21 protein-coding genes are annotated in these 16692 nt (G+C 30.5%); 19 read left to right on the top strand and 2 right to left on the bottom strand.

What is annotated here, in order from left to right:
* The first annotated feature begins 59 nt into the window (after positions 1-59).
* The 18 genes from KGF48_RS09560 (at position 60) to KGF48_RS09645 (ending at position 12107) form a co-directional block, all read left to right on the top strand.
* Positions 60-389 (top strand): DUF1904 domain-containing protein, encoded by a 330-nt coding sequence (locus tag KGF48_RS09560; protein WP_227829329.1) that lies wholly within the window; start codon positions 60-62, stop codon positions 387-389.
* Positions 389-1111, top strand: a complete 723-nt coding sequence (locus KGF48_RS09565; RefSeq protein WP_227867977.1) for a pseudouridine synthase — start codon at positions 389-391, stop codon at positions 1109-1111. The genes KGF48_RS09560 and KGF48_RS09565 overlap by 1 nt, the downstream gene beginning before the upstream one ends.
* A gap of 32 nt (positions 1112-1143) precedes the next feature.
* Entirely contained in the window at positions 1144-2499 is a 1356-nt protein-coding gene (gene rlmD, locus KGF48_RS09570; protein WP_227829331.1) for a 23S rRNA (uracil(1939)-C(5))-methyltransferase RlmD, read from the top strand.
* Positions 2500-3005: 506 nt separating this feature from the next.
* A complete protein-coding gene (locus tag KGF48_RS09575; RefSeq protein ID WP_227838896.1) occupies positions 3006-3143 on the top strand; it encodes a hypothetical protein in 138 nt (45 codons plus the stop codon).
* A gap of 62 nt (positions 3144-3205) precedes the next feature.
* Positions 3206-3424, top strand: coding sequence for a hypothetical protein (locus KGF48_RS09580; protein ID WP_227838895.1), 219 nt, complete (start codon positions 3206-3208; stop codon positions 3422-3424).
* Between the two features lie 198 nt (positions 3425-3622).
* Entirely contained in the window at positions 3623-3832 is a 210-nt protein-coding gene (locus KGF48_RS09585) for a hypothetical protein (RefSeq protein ID WP_227838894.1), read from the top strand.
* A gap of 436 nt (positions 3833-4268) precedes the next feature.
* Positions 4269-4556, top strand: coding sequence for a hypothetical protein (locus KGF48_RS09590; protein ID WP_227829335.1), 288 nt, complete (start codon positions 4269-4271; stop codon positions 4554-4556).
* Between the two features lie 30 nt (positions 4557-4586).
* Positions 4587-4946 carry a polysaccharide biosynthesis C-terminal domain-containing protein gene (locus KGF48_RS09595; protein WP_227867978.1) on the top strand — a complete coding sequence of 120 codons (360 nt, stop codon included), beginning with the start codon at positions 4587-4589 and terminating at the stop codon, positions 4944-4946.
* A 72-nt stretch (positions 4947-5018) separates the two neighbouring features.
* Positions 5019-5192: a DNA-binding protein gene (locus tag KGF48_RS09600; protein ID WP_227867979.1), complete on the top strand. Its 174-nt coding sequence runs from the start codon at positions 5019-5021 to the stop codon at positions 5190-5192.
* A 107-nt stretch (positions 5193-5299) separates the two neighbouring features.
* Positions 5300-5995, top strand: a complete 696-nt coding sequence (vanR, locus tag KGF48_RS09605) for a VanR-ABDEGLN family response regulator transcription factor (protein WP_227838891.1) — start codon at positions 5300-5302, stop codon at positions 5993-5995.
* A 35-nt stretch (positions 5996-6030) separates the two neighbouring features.
* Positions 6031-6546 (top strand): VanZ family protein, encoded by a 516-nt coding sequence (locus KGF48_RS09610; protein ID WP_227829339.1) that lies wholly within the window; start codon positions 6031-6033, stop codon positions 6544-6546.
* 28 nt (positions 6547-6574) lie between these two features.
* On the top strand, positions 6575-7633 hold the full coding sequence (locus KGF48_RS09615; RefSeq protein WP_227838890.1) for a sensor histidine kinase: 1059 nt from the start codon (positions 6575-6577) through the stop codon (positions 7631-7633).
* 133 nt (positions 7634-7766) lie between these two features.
* The gene (locus KGF48_RS09620; protein ID WP_227838889.1) at positions 7767-8654 is read left to right on the top strand and encodes an ABC transporter ATP-binding protein; all 888 of its coding nucleotides are present in this window, start codon (positions 7767-7769) and stop codon (positions 8652-8654) included.
* Complete coding sequence (locus KGF48_RS09625) at positions 8655-9902, top strand: ABC transporter permease (RefSeq protein WP_413894800.1); 1248 nt, start codon at positions 8655-8657, stop codon at positions 9900-9902.
* A 399-nt stretch (positions 9903-10301) separates the two neighbouring features.
* Positions 10302-10673, top strand: coding sequence for a DUF2089 domain-containing protein (locus KGF48_RS09630; RefSeq protein WP_227829342.1), 372 nt, complete (start codon positions 10302-10304; stop codon positions 10671-10673).
* A gap of 101 nt (positions 10674-10774) precedes the next feature.
* Complete coding sequence (locus KGF48_RS09635) at positions 10775-11197, top strand: SHOCT-like domain-containing protein (RefSeq protein ID WP_227838887.1); 423 nt, start codon at positions 10775-10777, stop codon at positions 11195-11197.
* Between the two features lie 18 nt (positions 11198-11215).
* Complete coding sequence (locus KGF48_RS09640) at positions 11216-11479, top strand: hypothetical protein (RefSeq protein WP_227838886.1); 264 nt, start codon at positions 11216-11218, stop codon at positions 11477-11479.
* A 163-nt stretch (positions 11480-11642) separates the two neighbouring features.
* Positions 11643-12107, top strand: a complete 465-nt coding sequence (locus KGF48_RS09645) for a VOC family protein (protein WP_227838885.1) — start codon at positions 11643-11645, stop codon at positions 12105-12107.
* A 415-nt stretch (positions 12108-12522) separates the two neighbouring features.
* On the opposite strand, the gene KGF48_RS09650 is transcribed toward KGF48_RS09645, so the two are convergent.
* Together KGF48_RS09650 and KGF48_RS09655 are read right to left on the bottom strand one after the other, a co-directional pair.
* The gene (locus KGF48_RS09650; protein WP_227867980.1) at positions 12523-13215 is read right to left on the bottom strand and encodes an FCD domain-containing protein; all 693 of its coding nucleotides are present in this window, start codon (positions 13213-13215) and stop codon (positions 12523-12525) included.
* Positions 13216-13240: 25 nt separating this feature from the next.
* Positions 13241-14428: an MFS transporter gene (locus tag KGF48_RS09655; protein ID WP_227838883.1), complete on the bottom strand. Its 1188-nt coding sequence runs from the start codon at positions 14426-14428 to the stop codon at positions 13241-13243.
* A 341-nt stretch (positions 14429-14769) separates the two neighbouring features.
* On the opposite strand from KGF48_RS09655, the gene KGF48_RS09660 reads away from it, so the two are divergent.
* Positions 14770-16641: a beta-glucoside-specific PTS transporter subunit IIABC gene (locus tag KGF48_RS09660; protein ID WP_227867981.1), complete on the top strand. Its 1872-nt coding sequence runs from the start codon at positions 14770-14772 to the stop codon at positions 16639-16641.
* Positions 16642-16692 lie beyond the last annotated feature (51 nt).

The raw sequence follows: 16692 nt of genomic DNA on the forward strand, positions 1-16692 counted from the left end.
TAGAAACGATTTAGGAAGAATTAAAATAAAGAAAGGTTTTAAAATAAAGGAGAGTCAATATGCCACAGATAAAGATAAGAGGAATTCATGAAAATGATATATGTAAAATAAGTGAAAAAATGATAGATGATTTAGTTGAAGCTGTAAAATGTCCAAGAGATTACTTTGAGATAGAATGTATAAAATCAGTTGCAATAAGAGATGGTAAAATAGTAGAAGTATATCCTTTTGTCGAGATAGCATGGTTTGATAGAGGACAAGAAGTACAAGACATAGTAGCAAGAATAATAACTGATAGCATAAGAAATAATTTAGATGTTGAAAGTATGGATTTAGCATTTACATTATTTGAAAAAGAAAAATATTATGAGAATGGAGAACATTTTTAATGGCTAAGAAGCAACGTATAGATAAAATTCTTTCAAACTTAGGTTATGGAAGCAGAAGTGAGATAAAGAAATACTGTAAGCAAGGGTCTGTAGTAGTAAATGGAAGTGAAGTTTCAAATCCAGGAACTCAAGTAGACACTGAAAATGATGAAATACTATTTAATGGAGAAGAAGTTATCTATAGAGAATATATATATTTAATGATGAATAAACCAGATGGATATATATCAGCAACTACTGATAAATATGACCCAACAGTTTTAGATTTGATTGATGTATCATACTTAGCATTTGAGCCATTTCCTGTTGGAAGATTAGACAAGGACACAGAGGGATTATTAGTTTTAACTAATGATGGGAAGCTTTCTCACAGAGTTTTATCTCCTAAGAAGCATGTGCCTAAGACTTATTATGCAAAAATTGATGGGATAGTGACTGAAAAAGATATAGAAGCTTTTGCAGAAGGAGTAGTGCTTGATGATGGGTACAAAACTATGTCATCTCAGTTAAAAATATTAAAGAGTGATGAGGAATCAGAGATAGAGCTTACAATACATGAAGGGAAATTTCACCAAGTTAAAAGAATGTTTGAAAGTGTAGATAAAAAAGTAGTATACTTAAAAAGATTGTCTATGGGGAATTTAAAGTTAGATGAGAGTTTAGAGTTAGGTGAATATAGAGAGTTGACAGATGAAGAAGTAAAATTGATTGAAGAAAGATAATAAAGACACTATAGTAAATTGGAGGAGAATTTGTGAAGAAAAAGGATATTATAGAATTTGAAGTAGATAAAATGGAGTTTGGAGGTACATCTTTAAGCCAAGTTGGAGATAGAGTTATTCATATGAAGGGCGGGATAAGTGGTCAAAAGGTAAAAGCTGCTGTTAAAAAAGTTAGAAGCAAAAAAGCAGAAGTTAAGATGATGGAGTTGCTTGAACATTCACCACTTGAAACTGAAATACCTTGTAAGCACTTTAGAGAATGTGGAGGATGTACATTACTATCAGTGCCATATGAAAAGCAATTAGAAATAAAAGAAAAACAAGTTATGGATTTATTTTTAAAGCAAGACTTATTTGGATTTCAATTTTTAGGAATAGAAGGAAGTCCTGAAAACAAGTACTATAGAAATAAAATGGAGTATACTTTTGGAGATGAAGTAAAAAATGGACCTTTAACATTAGGACTTCATAAAAAAGGAAAGCATATAGATATACAAACTGTTGAAGAATGTATGTTGGTTGATGAAGACTTCTCAAAAGTATTAGTATCTAGTGTGGAATTTTTCAATGAAAAAAATCTTCCTTATTATAGAACAATGAATCACAAGGGATATTTAAGACATCTTGTAGTTAGAAAAGGGATTCATACTAATGAGATTATGGTTAATATAGTTACTTCTTCTCAAGAAGATTTTAATATGAATGAATTTAAGGACATGCTTTTAGGACTTAATTTAAAAGCTGAGTTGGTAGGTGTACTTCACACTATTAATGATGGTCTGGCGGATGCTGTTCAATGTGATGAGTTGAGAGTTTTATATGGAAGAGATTATATACAAGAGGAGATTTTAGGGCTTAAATTTAAGATTTCTCCATTCTCATTTTTCCAAACTAATACTAAGGGAGCTGAGGTTCTTTATAGTATTGCTAGAGATTTTATTGGAAATTACAATGATAAGGTGGTATTTGATTTATATAGTGGGACTGGGTCTATTGGACAAGTTATGGCTGGTGCAGCTAAGAAGGTGTATGGTATTGAAATAGTTGAGGAAGCTGTTGTTGCAGCTAATGAGAATGCTAAGTTAAATGGGCTTACTAATTGTGAGTTTATTGCTGGAGATGTTGCTAAGGTTGTTAAGGATTTAAAGGATAAGCCTGATTTAATCATTGTTGACCCTCCTAGACCAGGGATTCACAAGGATGCTATTAGAGATATTTGTGGGTTTGGTGCAGAGGAGATTGTTTATATTTCTTGTAATCCTAAGTCTTTGGTTGTTGATTTGGTTGATTTTAAGAGTTATGGTTATGAGATTAAGTTGGTTAAGTGTATGGATATGTTCCCTAATACTCCGCATTGTGAGACTGTAGTTAAACTTATTAGAGAATAACAGGGTTTCAACTGTTTGTATCATGTTATAAAGTTGGATTTGCCACCAGTTTGCCACCGTAATTGTTTTTTGGTGGCAAAGTTTATGTCTTAAACTATGAAAATTAAAATCTATACCAAGTTCATAATTAGCAACTCTACTTAAATATTTTAAACTATTTATTGTTACACATTCACCCATTTTTTTTTATATACAAAGTTGGAGTTTATATATTGTTCACAGAATTTTAATTTTATTTATTTTTGTAACTTCTTATGTTTCTTTAAAAATTTTGTTAACACATTGCCAATATTTATTAAAAATAGGTATATGGAAAATAATGACATGAATTTGCTTTAATATTATTTTCTTATTTTTTAAAATTCTAAAGTTCTTCTAACACAGTTCACATTCAGTACACAAACTTTTGATAATATATAAGTAAGCTAAAGGTTATATAAATACTAAATGAATTTAAATATACATATTTGTATATAAAATATATGAGAACTTTAGGAGGAATAAGTATGAACATATCAAGAAGAGCTATGAAGATAATAGAAATAGCACAAAAGATTGCTAATAAAAAGGGTATAACTGTAGATGCAGCTTGGAATGATGCTGTTAGAGAATATAAAAAAAATACGAATATGCTGCATAGATAGTAAGAGGTTTAGGTTAATTTCTAACTTTTTTATAAAGAAAATAATTACTAGGAGGTATAAACATGAAATGTCCTAACTGCGGTAGTGAGAAAATTCAAAAAAATATTAAATGGGGAGGAAAAAGTGATACTGGCAATGTTGGATTAAGATACAATTTACTAGGGGCGGCAACAGTATATTCTGATTTATGTTTGGAGTGTGGTGAAATAGTTAGAACATACATAATGGAAGATACTGATAAGGATTGGCAGGTAAAAAGAATAAAGAACATAAAAAAATAGATTAACCCAAAAGGTCATCTTTGTAGATGGTCTTTTTTTATACAATAAATTAAAAAGGAGAATGATAAGATTAATGGTTTAAGAGAAAAGATAATAAAAGAATTAGATGAATTTATAGTTTTTAAATATGGTAAACATTTTGTAAACATTATTATGGTATTATTTAGAAAATAAGATAAAGAAAAGGAGATAATAATTATGAAAAAACAATTTATGGCTCTAGGATTATCAGGATTAATTGGTTTAAGCGGATTTGGATTACTTGCAAATAAATCATTTGCAGATACTTCTGTATCTGGAGATGTTTATAAAAAAGAAACAACTAAAGACACTCTAGAAAAAGGAAATACAATTTTGGATGATGGTGTTTATAAAAAAGAAACAACTAAAGATGTTGTAAAAGAATAATTTAGTTTTTTATATATAGTAAAAGAGTGGAAATTTATTCCGCTCTTTTTTCTTTATTAAATAAATCAAAAAAGCAACTCTAATATTTAGTTATGTTCAAAATAAAGCAAGATGGATATAAAAGAAATTTTTATTTTAGGTATAGTGCTGTATATTTCAATTTCATTTTTAGCAAATTGTATAATATATGCTATAAAGCAAATAAATTGGAAAATTCCAGCTTTGATATCACGTCTAGATTCAGTTTTTATTATGATGTAATTCATAACCCATTCATATGAGATACATCTAACATCCTCAACTAATAATTCTAGTAGATTATATCAATAGATGGAGTGAAGACTTTATAATAATTATAAAAATATGGAAAAATATGTTTAATATGATTTTAATAAGGTATAAATTTTTATAAATAGAATGATAAGGGGTGGATAAGATGTTAATATATGATAAGAGTTTTTATCCAAACAATGTTTATCCAGCGATAGATTTTCCTAAGATAAAAAGACAATTAAAATCAATATATAAGAATGATTTATCAGATTGTGGCAGTATATGTATAATAGAAAGAAAAGAATATTCTATGAGTATAAATAGTATAGGTGAGATAAATGTATATTATGACTTAGAATATGAAAATAATATACAAAGTATAGTTGATGAAGTTGAAAAGTTATTCAAATCTCAAGTTAAAAATTTTAGTATATCAAAACTCAAGAATTGATGATTAGGAAGGTAGCAACTAGAGAGATAGTTGTTACTTTTTTTAAGCCAGTTCACATTAGATTTAACTATAACCCAATTGGGATATGATTATGCTTTTATTATTATTTTATTTTCTTTTTTTTTACTATTTGAGCTAGCTATTGAAAATACTTTTGTAGCAACTGGAAAAACTGTTTTACCAATGTTGACACAAGGACTAGGAGCAATTACCAATATTATATTAGAAACTATATTAATTTTTGGCTTATTTGGCTTTCCTGCTATGGGAGTACATGGAGCAGCTATCGCAACAGTTATAGGGCAGATTGCAGGTATGGGTTTGGCAGGTATTGTGTGTCTGGTGGAGGCTTTAATGTTTTGTCATTACCACTGTAATAATGTAAAATAGCTTTACCACCGCTTTTCTTGTTATTATTCAGCGAACTGTATATAATTTTAGTATTGACTTAGAGAAGACGATATGATTAAGAACTATATATCTGCCCCAGAAGTTGCTAAAAAATGGGGGATTTCAGAACTCAGGGTACAAAAACTCTGTGAAGAAAATAGAATACCAGACGATATACGTTCTAGGCGTATGTGGCTGCTACTAAAAGAAGCAGAAAAACCGAAAGATAGCCACAAAAAGTTATAAGGTTAAGAAATTCTTAATAATTTCTTATGCAGAAAATCATAAATAGTAAAGATTCTTTTGATATAATAATAAAATATCTTAGATATGCCGAAAGGAGGAAAACAGTTATGAATGATAAAATTCTTGTAGTAGATGATGAACATGATATAGCAGACTTAATAGAGGTCTATCTGCAAAATGAAGATTATATTGTATTTAAGTATTATTCAGCTAAGGAAGCCCTTACTTGTATAGAAAATACAGAGCTTGACCTTGCTATTTTAGATATTATGATGCCTGATGTAAATGGATTTGATATTTGTCGAAAAATACGTGAGAAGGACACTTTTCCAGTTATTATGTTAACTGCAAAAGATGAAGAAACTGACAAAATTACAGGATTAACTTTAGGAGCTGACGATTATGTTACAAAGCCTTTTCGTCCCCTTGAATTAATTGCTAGAGTAAAGGCTCAGCTGCGCAGATACAAAAAGTACAATCATATACAAGAAGAATCTGATACAAGTTCTGTTTTGTGTTATTCAGGTTTAGAAATTAATACTAAGACATATGAATGTCTACTTGAGGGAAATCCTATTTCACTTACACCAACAGAGTATTCTATACTTTGTATTTTGCTACAGAACAAAGGAAATGTTGTTAGTTCTGAGGAATTGTTCCATAAAATATGGCAAGATGAGTATTATAGCAAAAGTAACAATACAATCACCGTTCATATACGACATTTACGTGAAAAAATGGGTGACACTATTGAAAAACCTAAATATATCAAAACTATATGGGGAGTGGGTTATAAAATTTAACTAAAACTCAACATGATGAGAGGAAAAGTTACGCTATGAAGAAAAAAAATAAACATTTAAAAATAATTAGTTGTGTATTATTCATGCTTTATTTAGTCTTATTAGTATGGATTATATTGTTTAAACTACAATTCAGAATAAGCGATATAGGTTACACAAGGAGTATCAACTTGATTCCCTTTCATTACTCTACTTCTGTTGGAGAACAGTTTCACTTTAAGGAAGTAATAGATAATATTTTAATTTTTATTCCTTTCGGAGTTTTACTTTCTATGTTGTCATCAAGAATGAAACTGCAAAATAAAGTTCTTATTATTTTTGGAACCAGTTTTATCTTTGAAATGATTCAGTATATTCTTGCTATTGGAAGTACAGATATTACAGACCTAATCACCAATATGTTCGGTGGAATAATTGGTATTAGTCTATATGCATTACTGCTGAAAATACTAAAAGATAAGCAAAAAACAGATACAGTAATTTCAACCCTAGCTGGAATCGTTGCAGTTCTTTTTTTAGTGCTGATGACAGTTCTTCTGTTATCCAATTAATGAATGTATAAATATGGAGGTGATAGCAATGACGAATACTGGTATAGAAAAGAAATTACGTATGAAACTCTGTATAACCTTAATTATTTATACCTTAGTTGGGTATATTTTGGCAATATTATTTGACTATGGATTCAGTAGATTTTCAAATACATTTTTTACGTGGCTACATCTTAGAGTTGAAGTCATTTATTTTCTATATTTGATTATAGGTTTTTTCTGTATTTTTTATCATTACTGGAAAAAACCGTGGGAATATTTGCAGGAAGTCATGAATGCCACTAAAACAATATATCAACCAAATGACAGCACCATTGAATTATCTGAACCACTCAAAGATATGGAGAAGCAGATGAACCAAATAAAAATGGCTGTTCTGATTAGCCAGCAAGCTGTAAAAGAAGCTGAAAACAAAAAAAATGAATTAGTTGTGTATTTAGCTCATGATATTCGCACACCTCTTACCTCTGTAATAGGTTATTTAAGTCTACTGGATGAAGCACCTGACATACCAATAGAACAGAAGGCAAAATATATTGGAATTGCTTTGAAGAAATCTATACGTCTGGAAAAGCTCATTAATGAATTCTTTGAAATCACGAGGTACAATACACAGCAAATTCAACTAACAAAAACAAATGTAGATTTATACTATATGCTTGTACAACTCATTGATGAATTTTATCCTGTATTATCTGCTAAAGGAAATTCTGCTGTACTTAACGCAAATGAGAATCTGACGGTTTATGCTGATTCTGAAAAACTAGCTAGAGTGTTTAACAACATGCTCAAAAATGCTGTTACATACAGCTATCCTAATACAGAAATTCTGATTTACGCTCGAAGGGAACAGGATAAGATTAAAATTAAATTTGAAAACCAAGGGCACACTATTCCAACAGAACAATTATCTACAATTTTTGAAAAATTTAACCGTTTAGATGAGGCTCGTAAATCGGATAGTGGTGGTGCAGGTCTTGGGCTTTCTATTGCCAATGAAATTATTCTTTTGCATGGCGGAGAAATTTTGGCTCAAAGTGAAAATGATAGGATTACTTTTACTGTATTACTTCCAACTCAGTCTTAGGAAAAAATTAATTGGATATTAGGATTTTCTTAGGAATTTATCCTGTTAATATTAAAGTTTAAAACGTCCTTGTTCAGTAAAATAAAACTGAACAAGGACGTTTGTTTTTGTATTATAAAAAAGGAGAAAAGACATGGAATTGACAATTACAAATCTTAAAAAAAATTTTAAGGATAAAACCGCAGTTGATGATGTTTGTTTAAATCTTACACCTGGCGTGTGGGGGCTTCTTGGAGCTAATGGTGCTGGTAAGACTACGCTTATGAAAATGATTGCGGATATTCTAAAACCAACTAGTGGGAAAATTATTTTTGATGGTAAGGATATTCATTCGATGGGAGAAGAATACAGAAATCTATTCGGTTTCTTACCACAAGATTTTGGCTTCTTTCAAGATTTTACAGTAAAGGACTATTTGGAGTATGTGTCTGCATTAAAGGATGTTCCTGCTAGAGAAACAAGAAAAAAGATTGATAGCCTGCTACATACACTTACCTTGACTGATGTTAAAAATAAAAAAATTATCAAGTTATCTGGTGGAATGAAACGTCGAGTGGGAATTGCACAAGCAATGTTGAACGACCCTAAACTTCTAATAATGGATGAACCAACGGCTGGGCTTGACCCTGGAGAGAGGGTTCGTTTTCGCAACTTTATTTCAGAGTTCTCTCATGACAGGATTGTCCTTATTTCAACTCATATCGTATCTGATATTGAGTATATTGCCACTCAAAACGCCATTATGAAATCAGGAAGAATTCTTGATGTAGGGACAACCGATAAATTGGTCAAGCAAGTTACAGGTAAAGTTTGGAATTGTACCATACCTGCTGAAAAGATGCCTATGTATGAAATGCAGCTTCGTATTATTAACCAACGCAGTGAAGGTAATAATCAGGTATCAGTTCGTTATTTGGCAGATGAAGCCAAAACAAGTGATTCAGTAATGGCTCCACCCCGTTTGGAGGACTTATATTTATGGTTATTTCCACAAGAGGAAATCAGTGAGGAGGGAAAGTAAATGATGCGTATTTATCGTCTTGAAATAAAACGTGTGTTGAAATCACGTCGTTCTATCATTTTATTACTTATCGCATTATTCATGTCTGTGGTGATGGCTTGGCTTCCAGTCTTGTATGAGGATATCAATCAATATGATAAAAACGGCAACAAGGTAGCAGAGCTAAATGGGCTGGAAGCAATTGCTTATAAAAAATCACTTCGCTCTGAAAATAATGGAGAAGTTAATCCAGAAAAACTTAAAGAGGCTTTGAATAGCTATCAAAGTGCAGTTTCGGTGTATGGAGAAGACAGCCTTGATAGTGGTGAATTCCCTACAGATGTTTATATAAAAAAGGTATTCCCTATTCAATCTCTATTGGGAAGACTGCCAGAAGCCTATGCTAATTCAAAAACTGGTGAGGGAATAAGCTTAATGGATATTTCTCCTGATAAATTAGATGGCTTTTATGAGCAGACGACGCAACATCTGAAAGATGTCATGCAGATGGAGCAAAAGAAATATCCAACCGCACAGGAACATGCTATACAAAAATATGTAGAAGTAAATACGCCTTTTAAGCTTTACGCTGGATATTCAAGAGACGCATTTGATTATATTATTCTATTTATTTTTATTCTAGTCATTCTTTGTACTGCGGCTGTGACCCCTACGTTTTCTAATGAATACCAAACGGGTTCAGATAGCATTTTGCGCTGTACAAAACATGGACATTCTCGATTGGCAATTGCAAAGATTATGGCTGCACTTACTATTTTTACTGCAACATTCGCCATATGTATTTCAATTCATTTGATAATTTCAAATCTAGCATTTGGAACCGAGTGTATGAAAACATCCATGCAGATGCTATTTTCGGTTATCAGCTTGCCTGCACTCAATTTAGGGCAGCTTCAGATTACCTTGGCAATAGGAGGACTTATTTCTCTGCTGGCAACTGTCAGTTTCACACTGTTTTTATCAGCTAAATGCAAGGATTCACTTTCTGTTATCCTAATTGCTATTGTAACATGCTTACTTCCAATATTTACGTATTCGGCTGGAGCCAATTGGCTTACTTTTATCTTACCATCAGCAGGAGTAGGTATGCAAAATAGTTTATTGTACCAATTAATTAGCTTTAATTATCTGCATATTGGGCAGGCAAGCATTTGGGTACCGTATGTCATAGTAGCGGCAGCAATAATTGAAATTCCTATATTTCTTTTTCTTGCTATACGCGCTTATAACAAACATCAGGTTATATAAATCAACACTTTGTGAACAACTGTTCAATGGTTAAAAACCGTTGTTTGGTAATAGAAATGCTTGCTCTTAAACATAGGTGTTAGTAAAATGGCGGTTTTGAAGTAAAATCAAAGCCGCCATTTTCTAAAGAAGAATTGCGGAGGGTGTAATAAAGTCACCCATTTTTAGGATATGATGGTATTTATGTATTTTGATTATATTCTTTTATAAACAAAAAGGAATTTGAAATAAGGATACAGAAACTAGTATTTCGATAATCAATTTATAAGTATAAATTGATTAATATTTTAGTGGTATATTAATTATTTTAATATTAATATTAATTATTTTAATATATATATTGACTTTATTAATTTTTTGATTTATATTATAGATATTAGATGGAAAGAAGGTGATATGATGTATCAAGTTATCAGCCGCTGTCCTGTCTGTGGAAGAAAACTTAAAGTTGTCAAGTTACAATGTGAAAACTGTGATACAGTGATTGAAAATGATTTCTGCCTCAGTGCATTTGACTATCTATCTGTAGATGATTTATTCTTTGCAGAAACATTTTTAAAATGTCGTGGCAATATAAAAGAAGTGGAAAAAGAATTAAAGATTTCTTATCCAACTGTTCGTTCTAGGTTAGATGATATTATCCAAAAGCTAGATGGTAAACCTAATGTAACATCATCTTCTGATTCACATAAAAAGGAGATTTTAGATGCACTGGAAAAAGGAGAAATCTCTCCAGCAGAGGCATTAGAGCAAATGAAAGAAAATAAATGAAGCTCTATCTCTATCCCTGATAATAGCCAGAAGTAGTCACCAAAATACGAGGCTATTTCTGTTGGAATGGATGGCAAAAGAGCAGAAATGAGGAAAATAATATGGATGAAAAAATGAGAATTTTAACAATGGTAGAGGAGGGAAAGCTCTCTGCCAAAGAGGCAATTGATTTGATTGATGCATTAGAAGAAACTACACCTCAAGAGGAGTTTACGAATTATTCAGAAGACTTTGATAGTCAAGCTTTTACCAAACAAAGCAGTACTTCATATGAAAATAAGATGTTGAAGATTATTGTGGATACTCCAGAGGGTGATAAAGTAAATGTGCAACTTCCTGTAAAGATTATACGTCAAATATTGAAAATGACAGGCAAGTTGCCAATTAAGAATGAAGATTTGCAAGGTATAGACCTAGATGCTCTTACTACCTCTATTCTTGAATGTCTGGATAATGAAACACTTGGAAATATCGTAGAGGTTGATTCGGCTGATGGTACTACAGTTAAAGTTTTTATAAAATAATACTAGGAGAATAGATTTATGCGCATTATTGTCCGCTCAAAAGAAACAAATTTGTGGTTACCCATACCACTGTTCTTAGCAAATACTGCAGTCCTTTTGTTGCCAGAATCGGTTATTGCAGAGATTAAAAAATCACTCCCAGAGCCATATCAGGAAGTAATTACCAAAAAGTTTCTACAGGAACTCATTCGTGAGTGCCAGTCTGTTTTTAAACAGTATAAAGGGCTTGAGATTATTCATGTAGAAACTCAGGATGGAACTTTTGTATCCATTCGCTTATAAAGTAGCATTTATTTTGTATATTACTATTATTTAGAGAACTTACATTTATTTAGAGCACTCACATTTGTTGACTTAAAAAATACAAAAAGCATGTCCGTTTTTTACAATATTTTTTTCTGGTGCAATGTTATAATCTATGTACTAATTTTAATGGAGGTAACTTATGAAATATGCAGGTTGTTTATTTGCAGTAAAAGATATTAAAATTGCTCGTAAATTCTATGAAGAATTATTTGATTTAAAAGTTATTGTTGACTATGGAAAAAACATTGCATTTGAGGGTGGGTTAGCATTACAAGAAGACTTTGATTGGTTGACAGGAATTTCAAAAGAAGATATGAAGAGCAAAGAGAATAACTGTGAAATATTTTTTGAAGCAAAACATTTTGAAGAGTTTATATCAAAACTAAATAAAAGAAATGATGTTACTTTACTTCATGGTGTAAAAGAAGCACCATGGGGGCAAAAGGTAGTTCGAATTTATGACTTGGATAACCATTTAATTGAAATAGGTGAGTCCATGAAATCAGTAGTTAATAGATTCCAAGAACAAGGTATGAATCTTAGTGAAATAGCTAGAAGAATGGATATAACTATTGATGATGTTAATCAAATTTTACAAGGCTAAATTATGGCTGATTAAGTAAATCTGAATATCAAATTAAGTAAGTCTGAATATCAAAATATAAAACAGTAAATTCTCATGATTTGCTGTTTTTTATATGCATAATTAAAGAAATGATATTATAATTATTAAAAATACACTAAACTAGGAAAAAAGAAATCTACCAAAGAATGCTTTATAATTGTTTATATTACAATCAATTTTATTTTTAAGTAACTAGTATATCTAATCTAATATTAATTATGATACTTAATAAAATAATCTGTGAATAGTAAAACAGAGCTTATTTGGACACTATGTTTAGTAGTATGTTAAAACAAGCTCTTTGTGGTACATATTAAAATATTTAGTTCTCTTAAGTATGAACTATCAGACCTATAATTTTACGAGTTTAACTATCAGACCTATAAATAGAAGTTTAATCTCGCTGAAATAACTGAATAACTCCCTCTAAATGGTTATACATTGATGTATAACCTAAATTAGCATCGTTACTATCAAAAGCCATCATTATCTCATGATGATGACTAATCATATCTTGCAGTGAGTTTCTATATTTAAAACCAAAGTATTGGTTAGAAGACACCGTTTTAGGTATTAGTTCATAATACTTTATAAAAATTGGATTATGAGAAGCTAAAATTATTTCTTTGTGAAATTGCAGGTCAGCATCATAACATTCTTCTATTAAGCCTTGAGAAACTTTGTCTAGTTCTTCTACAGATTTCAAGTAAGCATATCTTATTCTTTGAAGTTCTTCAGAGGTAGCATTTAAAATGGCTAACTTAGTGGCTTCACTTTCTATAAGTTGTCTTGCTCTTAAAGATTCAACATAAAATTCTTGTATATTATGATTTTTATAAACTTCGTTATCAGAAAAAAGGTCAACTTTTTTAAATCCTTCAACTATGGGACTTGAATAGGGAATAGACCTAAGTATTCCTTCTTTACAAAGTTTGTCTATAGCATTCCTTACAGGAATTCTACTTATATTAAATAATTCAGCAATCTTTCTCTCGCTTGGCAATTTACTATTAACTTTAAAAGTTCCATTTAGAATATTTTCTTTAATATAATCAATAATTTGTTCAGTGGCATTTAAATTTATCATAAAAACTCCTAAACATATAATTTTTTTATGATTGTATTATATCATAGTTAAGAGTTAAATTTAATTTTTTATAGTATGTATAAGACAATATGGAAGCAATTACAGCAATAAAAGCTAAAATAAAATAACCATATTGTATTGAAATATAATCTGATATTTTACCCACTAGCATTGGAAATATAGACATTCCTATAGCATAAACTGCTTGAAAAAACCCCATTGCAGTAGATTTTTGATACTTTGGTACATTTTTCATAGATTCGCTAGTAAGGTAAGAAAGAAGTATGCCCGTAGATATTCCTGGTAACGATTGTAGCATAAATATTATATTAATACTTTTTACTGTTGGAACTAGAAAGCAATAAACTGAAATCAAAAAAAACACTGAGGGAATCCAAAATTTTGGTCCATGTTTTGTACAAAATTTAGTAGAAGCAAATCCAGAAGATACAACAGCACATACCATGTAAAATATAGAAGATAGGCCTATAATGGTGGAGCTAGAGCCTAGTTCTTTAAGAATTTGAGTAGTAAATGACATTGTGGTAGACATTTGGATGCCTTGTTGAATCAATGCCATAAAAGAAAAAAATACAAGTCTTTTATCTTTGCATATAGATAAATAATTCTTAAATGGTATTTTTTCGGTTGTTTTTATTGAGTGATGATTTTTTACATTTAAGGCTAGAAGAGTACCAATGATTGAAGATATTACGCTCATAATACACAAATTTACCATTCCTAATTTTTCATAAAATAAGGTACTCATGACAAATCCAATTAACATTCCTAGGTTGTTTACCAAGATTATCGTACTTGTAGCTTTTTGTTGATGTTCTATGGAAAAAAAATCAGTGTAGTGAACCATGTAAGAAATCCAAGTTGATGAGGCTATTCCAGACAAGATATTAGCGATAAGAAAGCCTTCTCCTTTGGGAGAAAGAACTCTTATAAGAGATGCTAAACCAGCGAATAAAATTCCTGATAGTATAAATAGTTTATGCTTATTTACGGAATCTGCAAAAACTCCAACAGGAAGTCTTAGTAAACATTGTGAGATTCCATATGAGCCTATTATTATACCAATCATGTTTGTAGATACATTACATATACTTAAATATGGATTTTGAAAAGGTATGTATACATATTGTGAAAACCAGAAAAATACAACAATAGACAGTAAAAGTAGTTTTTGATTAAATATTTTTTTCATATTATCCTCCAGATGGTATATTTATAATGGAAATAATATACCATTTTTGTTATTAAATCAAGTATTTTAAGATTTAAAAAATAAATTTCAATATAAAAATAATAATTATTTGTTGAAAAATTATATTTTATAGTTGAATTAAGAAAACGCTTATGTTACTATAAAATTAACAAATTTGAATATTACAGTAGACGTGTTACTGGTGATGCAGGCAAGATCGAATCAATTTTTATAGGTTACCTATATAGTACTATGGGTATAATCTATTTATTTGGTTCGATTTTTTTGTTTAATTGGCCATAAAAACAAAAAGCCTATAATTGAAGATGGAGGATTAACATATGGATTATAAAAATGTAGCTCAAGAAATCCTACAAAATGTAGGTGGAAAAGAGAATATAAATGAAGTTACTCACTGTATGACAAGACTTAGATTCAAAGTAAAAAGTACTTCTAAGGTCAATAAGGATAAGTTATCTAAAACTGAGGGAGTAATAACTGTTGTAGAGAGTATGGGTCAGATACAAGTTGTAATTGGTAATAAAGTAAAAAAGGTGTATGATGAGGTTGTAAAAATGGTACCTCAATCAAGTGAAATAGATAAGAAAAGTGGAAATGAAGAAAAACAAGGTATAATGAACTCTATATTATCTGCTGTAGCTGGAATATTTACACCTACAATACCTGCTATAGCAGGGGTTGGTATGATTAAAGGTATTTTATCAGTTCTTGCTATGTATTATATGAATAAAAATGGTGTAGATATAAAAGAGACTCAAAGTTATATTATTCTAAATGCTATGGCTGATTCTATATTCTATTTTATGCCTATCATACTAGGGTATACTGCGGCTAAAGTGTTTAATGCAAATAAAATAATATCTATGGTATTAGGGGCAACACTTTGTTATCCAACTTTTACAGCTTTGATGGCAGGAGAAGAAACAGTTAGATTTTTAGGCTTGGCAGTAACAAAGGCCACATATACATCATCTGTTATTCCAATAATTATTGCTATATGGGCTCTTTCATATGTTGAGAAAATGCTGGAAAAGTATATACCTGAAGTAATTAAAATAATAATGGTTCCAACTTTATCATTAGTTATAATGTTACCTGCAACATTATTCTTATTTGGACCAATTGGGATATATGTAGGAAATGTTATAAACTTTGTTTACAAGTATATTTATGAACTAAGTCCTGCATTGTGTGGAGCATTCATAGGTGGATTATGGTGTGTATTGGTTATATTTGGTGCACATAGAGCACTACTACCAATAGGTATAAGTGATGTTGCTCAAACAGGAAGACAGAATTTATTGGCTTTTGCAGGAGCTGCAAACTTCTCGCAAGCAGGAGCTGCTCTAGGGGTGTTCTTTAAAACTAAAAATCAAGGATTAAAGACAATCTCTATGTCTGCAACTATAACGGCACTATTTGGTATAACTGAGCCTGCAATATATGGTGCTAATCTTAGGTTAAAAAAACCAATGGTATGTGCTGTAATATGTGGTGCAATCGGAGGTGGCATAATGGGAATGGGTGGCTCTTATGGTAACGCATTTGCAAACCAAGGTGTTTTAACTATACCTGTATATGCTGAAGCAGGAGTGTTAGGTTTTTTAAGTTATCTAGGAGGTTGTGCTATAGCATTTTTTGGTTCAGCAATTTTAACTTATTTGGTTGGGTTTGAAGACTTAGAAGAATCTTCTAAAGGAAATAGCTCTACTATAAAAGTAGAAACAAAAGAGGGAGTTATTGATATAACTTCACCTGTTGAAGGAGATTGTATAGAATTATCAGAAGTGAAAGATGATGTATTTGCATCAAAAGCTATGGGAGAAGGTATAGCTGTATTACCTACAAAAGGAGTAATAATAGCTCCTACTGATTGTGAAGTAGCTTCTTTATTTCCAACATTACATGCAATAGGATTAAAGCTAGATAATGGAGCAGAAATGTTAATACATGTTGGAATTAATACAGTAGAGTTAAATGGAAAACACTTTGTAAAACATGTTAATCAGGGCGATTTAGTGAAAAAAGGTGCTAAACTGATAACCTTTGATATAGATGAAATAAAAAAAGCTGGATATGATGTAACTACACCAGTTATAGTAAATAATACGTTTGATTTTGCACAAGTGATTTCTTATAAATCTAGTTATGTATCTACAAATGATAAAATAATTTCATTAGTTAATAATTAAGTTGATTAGAACTATAAAGATTAACTCAGCGTAATAAATTAATAAATAAAA

Origin of the sequence: Clostridioides sp. ZZV15-6388, assembly GCF_020657755.1 — a bacterium.
Lineage (GTDB): Bacteria > Bacillota > Clostridia > Peptostreptococcales > Peptostreptococcaceae > Clostridioides.